The sequence below is a fragment of the Jutongia sp. SJQ-6 genome (genome assembly GCF_054161275.1).
Genome location: NZ_CP195314.1, coordinates 148,550 through 163,202, shown reverse-complemented (window position 1 = coordinate 163,202; position 14,653 = coordinate 148,550). Strand labels below are relative to the sequence as shown.

The 14,653-nt window shown below is 43.2% G+C and carries 15 protein-coding genes; all 15 read right to left on the bottom strand.

Going from position 1 to position 14,653, the window contains the following annotated elements:
* Nucleotides 1–249 precede the first annotated feature (249 nt).
* The 15 genes from smpB to prfA all read right to left on the bottom strand — a co-directional run bounded on the left by smpB (nucleotide 250) and on the right by prfA (nucleotide 14,637).
* A complete protein-coding gene (gene smpB / locus ACSAJE_RS00745; protein WP_022024996.1) occupies nucleotides 250–708 on the bottom strand; it encodes an SsrA-binding protein SmpB in 459 nt (152 codons plus the stop codon).
* Nucleotides 683–2,848: a ribonuclease R gene (rnr, locus tag ACSAJE_RS00740; RefSeq protein WP_118691182.1), complete on the bottom strand. Its 2,166-nt coding sequence runs from the start codon at nucleotides 2,846–2,848 to the stop codon at nucleotides 683–685. The genes smpB and rnr overlap by 26 nt, the downstream gene beginning before the upstream one ends.
* 188 nt (nucleotides 2,849–3,036) lie before the next feature.
* Nucleotides 3,037–3,282, bottom strand: coding sequence for a preprotein translocase subunit SecG (secG, locus tag ACSAJE_RS00735; RefSeq protein ID WP_118507197.1), 246 nt, complete (start codon nucleotides 3,280–3,282; stop codon nucleotides 3,037–3,039).
* Between the two features lie 144 nt (nucleotides 3,283–3,426).
* Nucleotides 3,427–4,971, bottom strand: a complete 1,545-nt coding sequence (gene gpmI / locus ACSAJE_RS00730; RefSeq protein WP_118507185.1) for a 2,3-bisphosphoglycerate-independent phosphoglycerate mutase — start codon at nucleotides 4,969–4,971, stop codon at nucleotides 3,427–3,429.
* Nucleotides 4,972–5,105: 134 nt separating this feature from the next.
* Complete coding sequence (locus ACSAJE_RS00725; protein WP_458009442.1) at nucleotides 5,106–5,879, bottom strand: shikimate dehydrogenase family protein; 774 nt, start codon at nucleotides 5,877–5,879, stop codon at nucleotides 5,106–5,108.
* 80 nt (nucleotides 5,880–5,959) lie between these two features.
* Nucleotides 5,960–6,952, bottom strand: a complete 993-nt coding sequence (gene dusB, locus ACSAJE_RS00720) for a tRNA dihydrouridine synthase DusB (protein ID WP_458009441.1) — start codon at nucleotides 6,950–6,952, stop codon at nucleotides 5,960–5,962.
* Between the two features lie 15 nt (nucleotides 6,953–6,967).
* On the bottom strand, nucleotides 6,968–7,738 hold the full coding sequence (locus ACSAJE_RS00715; protein ID WP_022025002.1) for a type III pantothenate kinase: 771 nt from the start codon (nucleotides 7,736–7,738) through the stop codon (nucleotides 6,968–6,970).
* A 12-nt stretch (nucleotides 7,739–7,750) separates the two neighbouring features.
* Nucleotides 7,751–8,092, bottom strand: coding sequence for a DUF6145 family protein (locus ACSAJE_RS00710; protein WP_022025003.1), 342 nt, complete (start codon nucleotides 8,090–8,092; stop codon nucleotides 7,751–7,753).
* On the bottom strand, nucleotides 8,085–9,086 hold the full coding sequence (locus tag ACSAJE_RS00705; protein WP_243034675.1) for a biotin--[acetyl-CoA-carboxylase] ligase: 1,002 nt from the start codon (nucleotides 9,084–9,086) through the stop codon (nucleotides 8,085–8,087). Before ACSAJE_RS00705 ends, ACSAJE_RS00710 begins: the two co-directional genes overlap by 8 nt.
* A gap of 5 nt (nucleotides 9,087–9,091) precedes the next feature.
* Nucleotides 9,092–10,090, bottom strand: coding sequence for an ornithine carbamoyltransferase (gene argF, locus ACSAJE_RS00700; protein ID WP_022025005.1), 999 nt, complete (start codon nucleotides 10,088–10,090; stop codon nucleotides 9,092–9,094).
* A gap of 77 nt (nucleotides 10,091–10,167) precedes the next feature.
* The gene (locus tag ACSAJE_RS00695; protein ID WP_022025006.1) at nucleotides 10,168–11,085 is read right to left on the bottom strand and encodes an SPFH domain-containing protein; all 918 of its coding nucleotides are present in this window, start codon (nucleotides 11,083–11,085) and stop codon (nucleotides 10,168–10,170) included.
* 1 nt (nucleotide 11,086) lies between these two features.
* Entirely contained in the window at nucleotides 11,087–11,524 is a 438-nt protein-coding gene (locus tag ACSAJE_RS00690) for an NfeD family protein (protein WP_022025007.1), read from the bottom strand.
* A gap of 126 nt (nucleotides 11,525–11,650) precedes the next feature.
* Nucleotides 11,651–12,439, bottom strand: a complete 789-nt coding sequence (locus ACSAJE_RS00685) for a TrmH family RNA methyltransferase (RefSeq protein ID WP_118691179.1) — start codon at nucleotides 12,437–12,439, stop codon at nucleotides 11,651–11,653.
* A gap of 37 nt (nucleotides 12,440–12,476) precedes the next feature.
* Nucleotides 12,477–13,547: a glycoside hydrolase family 5 protein gene (locus ACSAJE_RS00680; protein ID WP_458009440.1), complete on the bottom strand. Its 1,071-nt coding sequence runs from the start codon at nucleotides 13,545–13,547 to the stop codon at nucleotides 12,477–12,479.
* 16 nt (nucleotides 13,548–13,563) lie between these two features.
* Nucleotides 13,564–14,637, bottom strand: a complete 1,074-nt coding sequence (prfA, locus tag ACSAJE_RS00675; protein WP_118691178.1) for a peptide chain release factor 1 — start codon at nucleotides 14,635–14,637, stop codon at nucleotides 13,564–13,566.
* Nucleotides 14,638–14,653: the final 16 nt, after the last annotated feature.

Below are 14,653 nucleotides of genomic sequence, written 5' to 3'. Positions count from 1 at the left end.
ATCCATACATTTTATCCAACAAATAATGTTTTAATCGGCTGATTTTGTATAAATCATACAATAAAACAGATGCTTTGTTTCTTAAATTTTTTCCAGAATTTTATCGAAGTAATTCTGCCGATTTTTTTATTAATAATTTGTTTTTTTTGTGCAAAATAACTTCGTTAAAATCGGCTGTTTGACACGCACAATAAATGAAAAGATTTCATCCACTTTTTACAATATTCAATTCAATACTATCGTAATTCATTAATACAGATTACTTACTTTGAATTTACGTTCTGCCTCACGCCGTTGATCTTTCTTGGCAATATCCTGTCGTTTGTCATACAATTTCTTACCTTTTGCTAAGCCAATTTCGACTTTGACCAGGCTGCCGCTGAAATACACGCTTAGTGGCACGATCGTATAACCCTTCTGCGTAATATGCCCTTGGATCTTGCGGATTTCCTGGCGATGCAGCAATAATTTACGCACGCGCAGTGGATCTTTGTTAAAGATATTTCCTTTTTCATAAGGACTGATGTGCATATTGTACACAAATACCTCATCGTGTTCGATGCGAATGAATGCTTCTTTTATACTGCATCTGCCCATACGCAGAGATTTCACTTCTGTTCCGGCAAGAGATATCCCTGCTTCATATTTTTCCTCGATAAAATAATCATGATATGCTTTTTTATTATTTGCGATCAGTTTCTTCGCCATGTTCGTTTTCGTCCTCCTCATTCAATTCGAAGTCGATCGTGCGAAGCAGCTTGTCTACTGCCGACACGGTCACGCGCACTTTCTGGCCAAGCTTATATATTTTGCCTGTCTTCTCTCCAACCATTTGATAGCGCTCTTCCTCAAAATAATAATAATCTCCCGGAATGTCTGCAACACGCACCATACCCTCGATCGTATTCGGCAGTTCTACATACATACCCCAGCTCGTCACGCCGGAAATCACACCGTCGAATGTCTCACCGATAAATTGCTCCATATATTCCGCTTTTTTCATTTTTTCAACTTCACGCTCCGCATCATCTGCCCTTCGCTCCAGTCTACTTGCCTCTGCCGTCACCTCCGGCAGTATCTGTTCATAATGACTGATCCGCTTGTCTGTCAAGGCACCGTGTAGATTTTCTTTGATGATACGATGGATCTGCAGATCCGGATATCGGCGGATCGGCGACGTAAAGTGGCAATAATATTTCATTGCCAGTCCGAAGTGTCCTTCACATCCTGTCGTATATTTTGCCTGTTTCATAGAACGCAGCGTCAGTCGACTGATGAGTCCCTCCTCTGGCGTTCCTTCCACTTTGGAGATCAACTTTTGCAGTTCCTTTGGATGTATTTCATCCTCCGCACCAGTCTTAATGGTATATCCAAAATTATTGATAAATATGCCGAGCTGTAATATCTTTTCGCTGTCAGGTGCTTCGTGTGTACGATACACAAAAGGAAGTTCCTGCCAATAGTAATCTTCCGCAACGGTCTGATTTGCCGCCAACATAAATTCTTCAATAATACGATGTGCATTATTGCGCTCGTATTCTGCTACATCGATCGGTTTTCCTTTGGAATCCAATGTGATCTTGCTTTCCGGAAAATCAAAATCTATAGATCCACGTTTATCACGACGCTTGCGCAAAATAGATGCCAGCTCATACATCAGTTCAAACATCGGTATCAGTTCTTCATATTCTTTGCGCTCCTCAGGATCCTGCAATTCAACAATCGCATGAACACTTGTGTAGGACATTCGACGATCGACGTTGATCACAGTTTCCTCTATGCGGTGTTTTATGATCTCACCTTTGGCATTGATGTCCATCATACAGGATAAAGCAAGACGATCTGTTCCCTGATTTAATGAACATATTCCGTTTGACAGCTTATGGGGCAGCATAGGAATAACGCGATCGACTAAATATACACTGGTTCCTCGTTTAAGGGCTTCCTTATCTAATGCAGAGGACTCTGTTACATACTGACTGACGTCCGCAATATGAACACCCAGATGATATATGTCTCCTTCTTTAGTCAAGGTTATTGCATCATCAAGATCTTTGGCATCTTCACCGTCAATCGTTACCGTCTGCAAAGAGCGATAATCTACGCGTCCTTTCTTTTGTTCTTCCGGTACTTCGTCATCAATCCCCGCAACTTGATCCATCACTGCATCCGGATACTCTTCCGGCAGACCATACGCTTTGATCACAGATAAAATATCAACACCGGGATCATTGATATGACCTATAATTTCCAATATTCTGCCTTCCGGGTTGTGATTTTCACTGCCATAGTCCGTAATTTCTACAACAACTTTATGACCGGTGACAGCACCTTTGCTTTCTGCCTTTGGAATATAAATATCTTTGGTGAACTTATGGTTGTCAGCAACGACAAAACCGAAGCTTTTACTATTGGAATACGTTCCCACTAAGATTGTTGAGGCTCTCTCTAATACGCTCACAACCGTTGCTTCTTTACGTTTGCCACGCTGCTTGTCGTCTACGGAAATGCGCACAGTATCTCCGTCGAGTGCATTCATCACTTGATGCGCCGGGATGAAGTAGTCCTCCTCTTCTCCCTCAACACGGACAAATCCAAACCCTTTCTGTGTTGCCATAAAGCGGCCGGTAAGCAGATTGTCGGCCAGTGGCCGCACTTTTCCACGCTGACTGATATGGATCTTGCCTTCCTCGCACAATGCCTCGACCACGCGACGCAGGTCTTTCTTTTCTGCGGCAGGCACCTGTAATACCATCGCCATTTCCTTTACAGACATCGGCTTATATTCTTTGTCTGTAACAAAATCATATACTAATTTCTTTTTATTATCGAACTCTTCTTTTTTCATACAGATCCTCCATTTTGAAAAAAGGGATTGCCAATCGGCAATCCCTGTAATAATGCATTTGTTTACAACGGCGAAACTGTCATCGCTTTAGTAACATATTCCACCAAAACAACAACCATACTGCCATCGCTTTAGCAGCACGCTCTCTCAAAACAGCAACCATACTGTTATCGCTCCATTATCATGCTCTACTGAAATATCTTCAGATTGAGAATTAATGAAAGCACGACAAATACAACAGCAAGAATCCTTGTTGCAAGCTCTAATCCACCTTCCATGGAACGACCCTTGTTCTTACCCCAGTATGTCTCAGCGGCACCGCTGATCGCTCCGGTAAGTCCTGCCTGCTTGCCCTCCTGCATCAGTACGATTACTGTCAAAACGCAACATACAAGAATATATACCAACAATAAAATAGTATGCAGTGTATGAATCATTGAAAACTTCCTCCATTCTGTGTTTTACGGTTATCTGCTACCCGCAGTACACCGTCTGAAAATCTCTTTTTGAAACTGTCTATACGCAGTTTCAAACAGATACTATCATAGCATATTGTCTATGAAATAGCAAGCTGATTCTTATTTTTTAAGAAGAAGAGACTCGCCAGTCATCTCAGCCGGCTGTGGCAATCCCATGATCTCAAGCAAAGTAGGCGCAATATCTGCCAAACGGCCACCCTCGCGAAGCGTGTATGCTTCATCATAATTAACAAGCACAAAAGGAACCGGATTGGTTGTATGTGCTGTATGAGGCTCTCCTGTCTCATAATCGATCATCTTCTCTGCGTTTCCGTGGTCTGCACAGATAAACAATACTCCGTCTGCTTTTTTAATTGCTTCTACTGCAGTACCTACGCACTGGTCAACTGCTTCAACTGCTTTCACTGCTGCCGGGATCACTCCTGTGTGTCCAACCATATCCGGATTTGCAAAGTTGATCACGATCACATCATATTTATCGGATGCAATTGCCTCATTAAGACGTTTGCTGACTTCCGGAGCACTCATCTCAGGCTGCAGATCATAAGTAGCAACTGCAGGAGATTTTACCAAGGAACGCTCTTCATCTTTATTTGGCTCTTCTACACCACCGTTAAAGAAAAATGTAACATGCGCATATTTCTCAGTCTCTGCAAGACGAAGCTGTTTCTTGCCATTCGCTGCAAGATACTCGCCAAATGTATCTACGATATTTTCTTTTTCAAAGGCGATAAGCTTGTTGGCAATCGTCTCATCGTAATCCTTGAAGCATACAAAAGTAAGTGGCATAAATCCATTGGCACGCTCAAAATGATCAAACTGCTCATCACAAAATGCATGCGTCATCTCGCGAGCTCGATCCGGACGGAAATTGAAAAAGATCACTGAATCATTTGGTTTGATCGTTGCGACCGGTTTGCCGTCTTTCTCAACAACTGTAGGAACAACAAACTCATCTGTTACGTCCGCTGCATAAGAATCTGCAACTGCCTGCACTCCATCGGCTGCTTTATTGCCAACACCTTCAACCAATGCTTTATAGGCTTTTTCTACACGATCCCAGTTGTTGTCACGGTCCATTGCATAATAACGTCCATGAACACTTGCGATCTGACCTACTCCGATCTCATCCATTTTAGCCTGCAACTCAGCAACATAATCTTTGCCGGATGCCGGTGGTGTATCTCTACCATCTAAGAAGCAGTGAACATATACATTTTTTACATCGTTTTTCTTAGCAAGCTCTAACAAGGCATACAGATGTGTGTTGTGGCTGTGCACGCCACCATCGGAAAGAAGTCCGAATAAATGCAGATCGGAACCGTTCTTTTTCACATTTTCTACTGCCTGCAGTAATACTTTATTTTCAAAGAAATCACCATCTTCAATTGCTTTGGTGATACGAGTCAGATCCTGATAAATAATGCGTCCGGCACCGATATTCATATGACCTACCTCGGAGTTACCCATCTGACCATCCGGCAGACCAACTGCAAGACCGCTGGCAAGACCCGGCTGCCAAGGGCATTCTGCCATCAGCTTGTCCATTACCGGCGTATTTGCCATGGCAATCGCATTGCCTTCCGTCTTGTCATTCAAACCATATCCATCAAGAATCATCAAAACAACTGGTTTTTTACTCATTTTTGACCTCCATTAATCGTTTATGTCCGCTTATGCCGCAAAGGCATCAGACATCTTTGTTCTTTATCATCTTACCCAAAATTAGATTATATAATAATCGCTGCATTTATGCAAGATATATACAGTTGCAGCTTTTATTGCTCTCCCACTTTCTCTTCATAGATTTTGTGATATACTTCATCAATCTTGGCTTCGTCTAACTTTGTGTCCAAGAAAAACTCTACCGCATACAACGCCTGTGCTACAAGCATTTCCAATCCATTAACGCCAGTCATTCCAAGCTCTCTTGCCTGAGCAACTAACTTTGTCTCCAATGGATTATAAATAACATCAACTACTGCTTCACATTCCGGGAAACGTGTTAGATCAACCGGACTGGCATCACAGTTTGGATACATACCAACCGGACTTGTATTTGCAATAAATTCAGCATCTGTATGTTTCGCAAAGCATTCTTCATAAGTGATCGCAGATGCTGTCTTGATAATGTCAACAATAACAACTTTTTTGGCTTCCATCTTTTTTAATACAGCAACGACTGCTTTAGAAGCACCTCCATCTCCTAGAACAACACATTTCTTTCCTTTTACGGAAATGTTATGTTTCTTTAACATATACATAAAACCGGAGAAATCTGTATTGTGGCCTTCCAAACGACCATCTTTATTTACGATCGTATTGACTGCACCGATAGCCTTTGCATTGTCATCTAAGCTGTCCAGGTAAGGAATAACATCCTGTTTGTAAGGAATGGTGACATTGATTGCCCGGAATGCATGCTGCTCCATGAAAGGCACAAATTCCTCTTTTGTCAAAGGACATAGATCATATGTATAATCTGCCAACATCTCGTGAATATCTTTGGAATAACTGTGTCCCAGCTTTCCACCAATCAAACCGTAATCCATTTTGATTAGCCTCCTGTATAATTTATTTCTGATAGCAGTTTACTTCATTGGGTAAAGAATTACAAGCGCGAACTCACTAATCATGACTTACTGTCGGCTAGTATCTTATCACAAAGCTTTTCCAGTTGTTCATACGTCTCAATAAAGTTTGCTTCTCTGCGGATTGCTGCCGAATGCGGATATCCTGTCGTATACCATGCTACGTGCTTTCGCATCTCCCGCATCCCCATTATCTCGCCCTTGTATTCCACCTGCATTCTGCCATGACGGCGTATCATTTCAACCACCTCTGAAAGCTGTGGTTTCGAGATTTGTATCTCTTCTCCGGCATCGTACTGCATGATTGCCTGTTTGATCTCAGCAAACAGCCACGGATTACCTCGAACACCACGAGCCAACATGAGCCCATCACATTTTGTCTGCTCCAAACATTTGATTGCATCTTCTGCTGAAAAAATATCTCCACTGGCTATCACCGGGATTGTTACTGCTTCTTTGACCTGCGCAAGGATATCCCAATCTGCTTTTCCACTATAATACTGTTCTCTGGTGCGTCCATGTACCGCAATGGCTGCTGCACCATTCTGTTCTGCCATCTTGGCAAATTCGACTGCATTGACGGTATCCTCGGTAAAGCCTTTGCGAAATTTAACGGTCAAAGGCTTTGAACTTGCCTGTGATACTTTGCGAATGATCTTAGCTGCCAGCTCCGGAGTTTTCATCAACGCTGAACCCTCACCATTGTTAACCACTTTCGGCACCGGGCACCCCATATTGATATCTAAAATATCAAAATTACGGTGATCAATTTTACGTGCCATTTCTGCCATCAGATCCGGATCTGAGCCAAACAACTGCAATGCTGCCGGATGCTCTTCATCCGCGATTTCCCATAGCTTTTCTGTATTTTTGTTATTGTAATATATTCCTTTTGCACTGATCATCTCCGTGTAGACAAGATCAGCTCCCTGCTCCTTGCATAACAAACGAAATGGCAGATCTGTTACACCTGCCATTGGTCCTAATATTAAATTGCCGGGAATCAATACGTTTCCTATCTTAAAACTACGCATAACACTCCAATTTTATTATTTCTTCTGCTTATCATAGATAATCTGTAGACCTCGAAGTGTCAGATCGCTGTCATACACCTGTATCTCGTCCGTATGCTCTGAAATGATCTTCCCAAGTCCTCCGGTTGCGACAACTTTCGCATCCAAGAAGCCTGACTCTTCTTTGATCTTTCGAATAATGTACTCCGACTGACCGATCGTGCCAAAAAACAGTCCTGCCTGCATTGATGTGATCGTATCTTTTGCAATAGAAACCCCCGGGCATTTGATCTCAATTTCCGGCAGATTCGCTGTATTATTCCACAACGCGTTCGCAGAAATGCGTATTCCGGGACTGATCACACCACCTAGAAATGCCCCCTCTGCAGTAACAATATCATATGTTGTCGCTGTTCCAAAATCAACAACAATAATCGGTCCGCCATACTGTTCATAGGCACTGACTGCATCTACAATACGATCCGGTCCGATTTCTTTTGGATTGGCAGTTTCTATACGTATTCCGGTCTTTATTCCGGCTCCGACTACCAGCGGATGACAATGCAGATACTTGATGATGCCACTTGTAAAAGAGTACATGATCTTCGGCACAACAGATGCAATGATCACTTCATTTACATCTTCCGGAGAGTATCCTTTCTGCTGCAGTATCGCACAGATCAACTCGCCATACTCGTCCGAGCTGCGCGGTACTTTTACTGTGACTCGAAATCTCGTGATCAATTCACTCTCACGAAACAATCCAAATGTAATATCTGTATTTCCAACATCTACTGCCAATAACATAGCTGTCCTCCATTAGTCGAAATCGACCTTTTCACCAAGTATTTTTATTCTATAATATAATTCAAGAGCCTCTAACAACTCCTGTTTTTCTGCCTGATACTGCTTGATCTTGAGCACACTGCCGATCTCATCAAACAGAAAATCATCATCCGCAGAAGTCACCTGAAACTGTAAATTGCCATCTTCGTCAAACTGCAGTGTCAAAATACCGCCAACGTCTGCCGTATACAACACACACATGACTTGCAATTCCTCTTTGACTGCTGTAGGTAATCCGCTAAACGCTTCGTTCAGGTAGTATTTTTGTTCATAAGAACTCGCTGCACATAAGACAACCGGTTCCTTTTCAGACATATCCCTGTACCCCCCTTATCGATACTTCTCCGGACATGACCGGTGTGACGCTGCCATCGATCTCAACTAACAGTGCTCCGTCTTTATCAATGCCACGTGCAATACCCCGTGATATTTTGTCCGGCGTGGCATCCTCAACCATGCCATGGTAGATGATCACTTCTTTGTCTTTATTGGCAAGCAATTCATCATACTCTTCCACAAACGCAGACAGATCTCCGTCCTGCATATATCGTCTGTAATAACCACCAAACGCATCTGCAAAAGCCGCTGTAAACTTAGCTCTGTTTACTTTTTTGCCTGTTGACAGATAAATGCTGGTCGCCTTGTCCTTTAATGTCTCATCGAATTTTTCTTTGTTAGCATTGATTCCGATACCCATTACGGCATAATGCACATACTGAACTTCTGAACTCATTTCCGTCAGAATACCACATATCTTTTTGCCATCAATGATGACATCGTTGGGCCATTTGATCTGTGGAAGCACGTCGCATTCCTGATAAGTTGCTTCACACATTGCCAATGCTGCCAATAATGTGATCCCTGACACATGTGCCGGCTGAACTGTCGGTCTTAATACGTAAGTCATATAAATACCAACACCGGATTCAGAAATCCAATTGCGGCCTCTGCGTCCGCGTCCCGCTGTCTGCCGATCGGCTACGATCAATGTTCCCTCAGCTTCTCCCAATTCTGCAAGTTGTTTGCCTCGGATGTTTGTCGAGTCAATGCTATCATGACATTCGACTTTTTGACAGAAACTTTCCTCTTCCAAATATGCCTCAATCTCAGGACCATACAATATATCCGGTTTACTTATTAAGCGATAGCCTTTATTAGTAACCGATTCAATGTCATAGCCAAGTTCTTTCAGACAGCAAATGTTTTTCCAAACTGCCTGTCTGCTCACGCCAAACGTTTTACATAATTTCTGTCCGGACACAAATGTGTCCGAATGATCCATCAGTTCCCGTAATATCTTCGATCTCATAAAGATCACGCCTCTCCTAATGTTGCAACCATCACCGCTTTGATCGTATGCATGCGATTTTCTGCTTCGTCAAATACTACCGATTGCTTGGATTCAAATACTTCATCTGTAACTTCAAGTTCTTTTAATCCAAATTTTTCATATACTTCTTTGCCAATTTTGGTCTTTAAGTCATGGAAAGCTGGAAGACAATGCATAAATAGCGCCTGTTCTCCGGCATTCTGCATAACCTTTGCGTTTACCTGATATGGTGACAACGCCAAGGTACGCTCTTTCCAAACTTCGTCCGGCTCACCCATAGACACCCAGACATCCGTATAAATAACATCAGCATCTTTTGTTCCGGTCATTGTATCCTCTGTCAGCGTGATGGAACCACCGGATTCACTGGCGTACTGTTCACACTGTTCTACCAATGCCTGATTCGGGAAATATTCCTTTGCAGTACATGCCGTAAAATGCATTCCCATTTTAGCACAAGCGATCATCAGTGAATTACCCATATTATATCTGGCATCGCCCATATATACCAGCTTAACGCCTTCCAAACGTCCTAAATGCTCTTTGATCGTCAGAAGATCTGCTAACATTTGCGTTGGATGGTATTCATTTGTCAAACCATTCCACACCGGTACTCCTGCATATTTTGCAAGATCCTCTACAATCTCCTGCTCAAAGCCGCGATATTCAATACCATCAAACATTCTGCCAAGAACACGTGCTGTGTCCGCAATGCTCTCTTTCTTACCGATCTGAGAGCCCTGTGGATCTAGATACGTAACACCCATTCCCATATCATGTGCTGCCACTTCAAAGGAGCAACGGGTACGCGTACTGGTTTTTTCAAAGATCAATGCAATATTTTTGCCAATATAATGATTAACCAATTCTCCATTTTTCTTCTTGGCTTTAAGGTCAGCAGACAGATCCAACAGATAGCTGATCTCTTCTTTCGTAAAATCCTTTAATGTCAAGAAATTTCTTCCTTTCAAATTAACGCTCATAATTTCTCCTCTTTTCTCTCTGCCCGAGGCCGTAACCCTTTGCAGAATGCTATCGTATACAGATGACCTAACATCATTTAATTATCTTTGATCACCTCGGAAAAAGATTTAGCAAGACCTGCCATTCCCTGAATTTCAGATGGAATGATGATCTTGGTTGCTTTTCCATCGGCAGCTTTGCTAAAGGCTTCCAAACTCTTAAGCTGCAATACTTCTTTGCTCGCCTGTGCATCATTCAACATGCGAATACCATCTGCACTTGCCTGCTGTACCGTCTTGATCGCCTCTGCCTGACCTTCCGCTTCGCGGATCATCGACTCTCTCTTAGCTTCTGCGCGAAGGATCGCTGCCTGTTTTTCTGCTTCTGCATCCAAAATAGCTGCTTCTTTTTTACCCTGTGCTACCAAGATAGCCGATTCCTTTTCACCCTGTGAACGAAGGATCGATTCTCTCTTTTCGCGCTCTGCTTTCATCTGACGCTCCATTGCATCCTGAATTTCTGCCGGAGGAATGATGTTTTTGAGTTCGACACGGTTCACCTTGATTCCCCATGGATCTGTTGCGGAATCCAGAGATGCTCTCATCTTCGTATTGATCGTCTCGCGGGAAGTCAGCGTCTCGTCTAACTCCAGGTCTCCGATAATATTACGCAGAGTGGTTGCTGTTAAGTTCTCAATCGCAACGATCGGATTATCAACACCATATGCAAACAGCTTTGGATCCGTGATCTGATAAAAGATAACAGTATCAATTCGCATTGTTACATTATCCTTGGTGATAACCGGCTGCGGCGGGAAATCAACAACCTGCTCTTTGAGCAGAATACGTTTTGCAATGCGGTCAATAAACGGAACTTTGAAATGGATTCCTACATCCCAAGTTGCCTGATAACCACCTAATCGCTCTACAACATACGCATGAGCCTGCGGCACTACATTGACGCAGGATATCATGACAATCACTACAACAACTAATAACACAATTAAATATGGCATATTAATGATCTCCTTTCACTTTCACAAACACGCGGACACCTTCCACGCGAGTAACGACAATACGCTCTCCCGTCTCAATGACCACATCCTCCTCGTCACTTCGCGCTGTCCATTCGATTCCATCGATCAAAACAGCACCGGTTTGATTAAAGTTATCAATCGTAACGATTACTTTTCCCTCTCTGCCGATAATTCCACCGACATTGGTTTGCTCTCTGCTGTTATTAAAATAACGCTCTGCTACCGGCCTTGTAAATACGATCAATACAATAGAAACGACCAAAAACAGCACAATCTGTATCGGTAACGGCACATGCAGCACCGCTGCCAGAAATCCAACCAATGCACCTCCGGCCAGCCAGATTGTTGTCAGCCCCAATGTGATGATCTCAATCACAAGAAAGATTGCAAGCAATATCAGCCAATATAATGGTTCCATATAACTCCTACATTCCTTTCTCATTTTTCAAACTATAAGTTTCCAGTGTGTTTATAATGTCAGCATTATAGAACATTTCCCTCTTTTTTTCAACTATATCTGCACTGACCACCATTTTCTGCTTTTTCAACGATGTCTGCGCTGGCGCTGCATTTCATACATGACAATCGCTGCCGATACTGCTGCATTCAAAGATTCCAAACTTCCCTCCATCGGAATACGTATTCGGTCTGTGATCGCTGCAAACATCGCATCCGACATACCATTGGCTTCATTGCCGATCACCATAGCCGCCCCCGTGGTATAATCCGGTTCATCATACACAACGCTGCCTTCCATGGCTGTTCCATATACTGCGATCCCCTGCTCTCGCAGTTTTTCTGCAAGCGCCGGCAGATCTTCCACATAACAGTACGGCATTCGAAAGATGGCTCCCATTGTCGCACGGACTACTTTCGGATTAAACAGATCAACTGTCCCTTTGCTCATGAGCACTGCTGCCATACCGGCTCCCTCTGCTGTTCGCATAATGGTTCCCAAGTTGCCGGGGTCACGCAGATCATCTAACAATAAAAACTGTTGATTGTTCGCGTTCAAAATTTCCTCCATCGTATATTTGGGCATCTGCACCAATCCCAAAACGCCCTGCGGTGTAACCGTATCCGTGATCTCCGCAAAGACTTCTTCAGATACAACTTCATATGGGAACTCCTCTAACAACGGCTGAATACGTTCCTCTTCTCTGCCTTGTGAACTTTCTGCAATATATATTTTTTGCAGTTTGCCATAATGCGCCGCCTCTGCGACAAGCTTTGCACCTTCTGCAACAAACATACCGCTTTTTTTGCGATATTTCGCTTGATTCTGCAGTTTGATCAACTCTTTGATCTGACGATTCGAATTACTACTAAGCATGAAATCTTGTGCCTTTCCGTTATCTACTTACTTTCTCTTACTTTTTGCGGTATTTCTTAACGATATATCTTCCCATTTTAGATAAATCGGACGTCTTAAATCCGCTTGTTTTCTTGCAGGAACTTTTAAGCAGCGAAGCCGATTCCGGCTTGTTGCTAAGACTCCAGCAGCAATAACTGATCTTATTACGATTCATCAGACTGATCCACTTATTCGCAGAAGAAAAATCATAATTGCCATTTCCGCTGGCATCACACGCACTAAATTCCGAACAAAACAGTGGCAATTTGCTGCGAAGTGCTGCGTTTACTTTGGCGCGCAGATCATCGCCATGCGTCGCTGCATAAAAATGAAAGGCATACATAATGTTTTTTCCTTTGAGTGGAGATTTTGCCGCCATATCAACATCCTGACTCCATGTCGGCGTACCGACAATGACTACCGCGTTTTTATCCGCTTTGCGGATCACCTTGATCACGGATTTTGCATACGATTTGATAGTCTTCCACTGTACACCGCCATTCGGTTCATTGCAGATTTCATAAAATACATGTTTTTCTTTTCGATATTTATTCGACATTTTCTTAAAAAATGCCTTAGCCTTAGACTGATTTTTCTTCGGATTGCCATCGCTTAAAATATGCCAGTCAATGATGACATACATGCCAAGCTTTCTGCCGGCTTTTACGGCTGTATCGATCTTTGCCAAAAGCTTCTTGCGGCTTGCCGTATCTGTCACGCAGTATCCATTGTAATCCTCGGTATACATTGCAACACGAAAACAATTAACGCCCCATTCGTCCCGCAGATTTCGCAAAGCTTTCTCATTAACAAACGGCTCTCCAACATCCCAGTTGATGCCATGACTGGATATTCCGCGAAGCTGTACCGCTTTGCCTTTTTTATCCACCAGCTTAGCGCCTTTGACACGTAATCTGCCATGTTTTCCAACAAAAGTGTTTCGATAAGCAACCTTTTTGGTCTTACCGGTCAGCTTCACTGCTGCTGACGCTTTCGGTGCCTGCAGGCTTCCCGGTGCTGCCGATATAAGCAGACTCCCCGCTACCGCCATTGCCATTACGCCACGTAACCATTTCTTTTTTCTCATAACCATTCTCCCCCCATTAATTTTCGTTTAATTTCGCTAATTTCGCTGTCTGATCTGCCGCAATAATGTTCTGCAGCAGTTCATTAATATCTCCATCTAATATTTCTCCCAGACGATGGCTGGTAAATTTGATTCGGTGATCTGTCACACGTCCCTGTGGGAAATTATAAGTACGGATCTTTTCGGAACGATCACCGGTTCCAACCTGGCTGCGCCGCTCAGCTGCCTGTTCGCTATTCGCCTTTTCCTGCTCCATATCATAGATGCGGGAACGAAGTACTTTCATCGCCTTGTCTTTATTTTTGAGCTGAGATTTCTCATCCTGACAGGTAACCACAATACCCGTAGGGATATGCGTAATACGAACAGCAGAATCTGTTGTGTTGACGCACTGTCCGCCATTACCGGACGCACGGTATACATCAATCTTGCAATCGTTCGGATCTACATGTACTTCAACATCTTCTACCTCAGGCATGATCGCAACCGTTGCCGTCGATGTATGAATACGTCCGCCGGATTCTGTCGTTGGGATTCTCTGAACGCGATGCACACCGCTTTCATATTTTAACTTGGAATACGCTCCATGACCGAGCACCATAAAGACAATTTCCTTAAAACCACCAATGCCGTTTTCATTGGCACTCATCACTTCTACTTTCCAACGGTTTGCCTCGGCAAATTTAGAATACATACGGAACAGATCTGCTGCAAATAATGCCGCCTCATCTCCACCGGCACCGCCACGGATCTCTACGATAACGTTCTTATCATCATTCGGATCTTTCGGCAACATCAAAATCTTCAATTCCTGTTCACAGGATTCTACTTTAGCTTTGCAATCTGCCAACTCCTCTTTGGCAAGCTCACGCATTTCCTCATCGTTCTCTTCCTCTAAAATGGCAAGACTATCTTCCACACCATCTTTTGCCGCACGATACTCCTGATATTTCTCAACGATCGGCGTCAACTCATTCTGCTCTTTCATAAGCTGGCGGTATTTATCCTGATTACTGATAACATCAGGATCCGTAAGCTCAATATTAAGCTCTTCCAATCTACGCACCAAATCTTCTAATTTATCAAACATGATTCTTCCTCCATTC

Coding starts and splice junctions, on each gene's coding strand:
- smpB (WP_022024996.1), bottom strand. CDS start 708: ATGGCGAAGAAACTGATCGCAAATAATAAAAAAGCATATCATGATTAT.
- rnr (WP_118691182.1), bottom strand. CDS start 2,848: ATGAAAAAAGAAGAGTTCGATAATAAAAAGAAATTAGTATATGATTTT.
- gpmI (WP_118507185.1), bottom strand. CDS start 4,971: ATGAGTAAAAAACCAGTTGTTTTGATGATTCTTGATGGATATGGTTTG.
- ACSAJE_RS00725 (WP_458009442.1), bottom strand. CDS start 5,879: ATGGATTACGGTTTGATTGGTGGAAAGCTGGGACACAGTTATTCCAAA.
- dusB (WP_458009441.1), bottom strand. CDS start 6,952: ATGCGTAGTTTTAAGATAGGAAACGTATTGATTCCCGGCAATTTAATA.
- ACSAJE_RS00715 (WP_022025002.1), bottom strand. CDS start 7,738: ATGTTATTGGCAGTAGATGTTGGAAATACAGATATTACATTTGGATTG.
- ACSAJE_RS00710 (WP_022025003.1), bottom strand. CDS start 8,092: ATGTCTGAAAAGGAACCGGTTGTCTTATGTGCAGCGAGTTCTTATGAA.
- ACSAJE_RS00705 (WP_243034675.1), bottom strand. CDS start 9,086: ATGAGATCGAAGATATTACGGGAACTGATGGATCATTCGGACACATTT.
- argF (WP_022025005.1), bottom strand. CDS start 10,090: ATGAGCGTTAATTTGAAAGGAAGAAATTTCTTGACATTAAAGGATTTT.
- ACSAJE_RS00695 (WP_022025006.1), bottom strand. CDS start 11,085: ATGCCATATTTAATTGTGTTATTAGTTGTTGTAGTGATTGTCATGATA.
- ACSAJE_RS00690 (WP_022025007.1), bottom strand. CDS start 11,524: ATGGAACCATTATATTGGCTGATATTGCTTGCAATCTTTCTTGTGATT.
- ACSAJE_RS00685 (WP_118691179.1), bottom strand. CDS start 12,439: ATGCTTAGTAGTAATTCGAATCGTCAGATCAAAGAGTTGATCAAACTG.
- ACSAJE_RS00680 (WP_458009440.1), bottom strand. CDS start 13,547: ATGAGAAAAAAGAAATGGTTACGTGGCGTAATGGCAATGGCGGTAGCG.
- prfA (WP_118691178.1), bottom strand. CDS start 14,637: ATGTTTGATAAATTAGAAGATTTGGTGCGTAGATTGGAAGAGCTTAAT.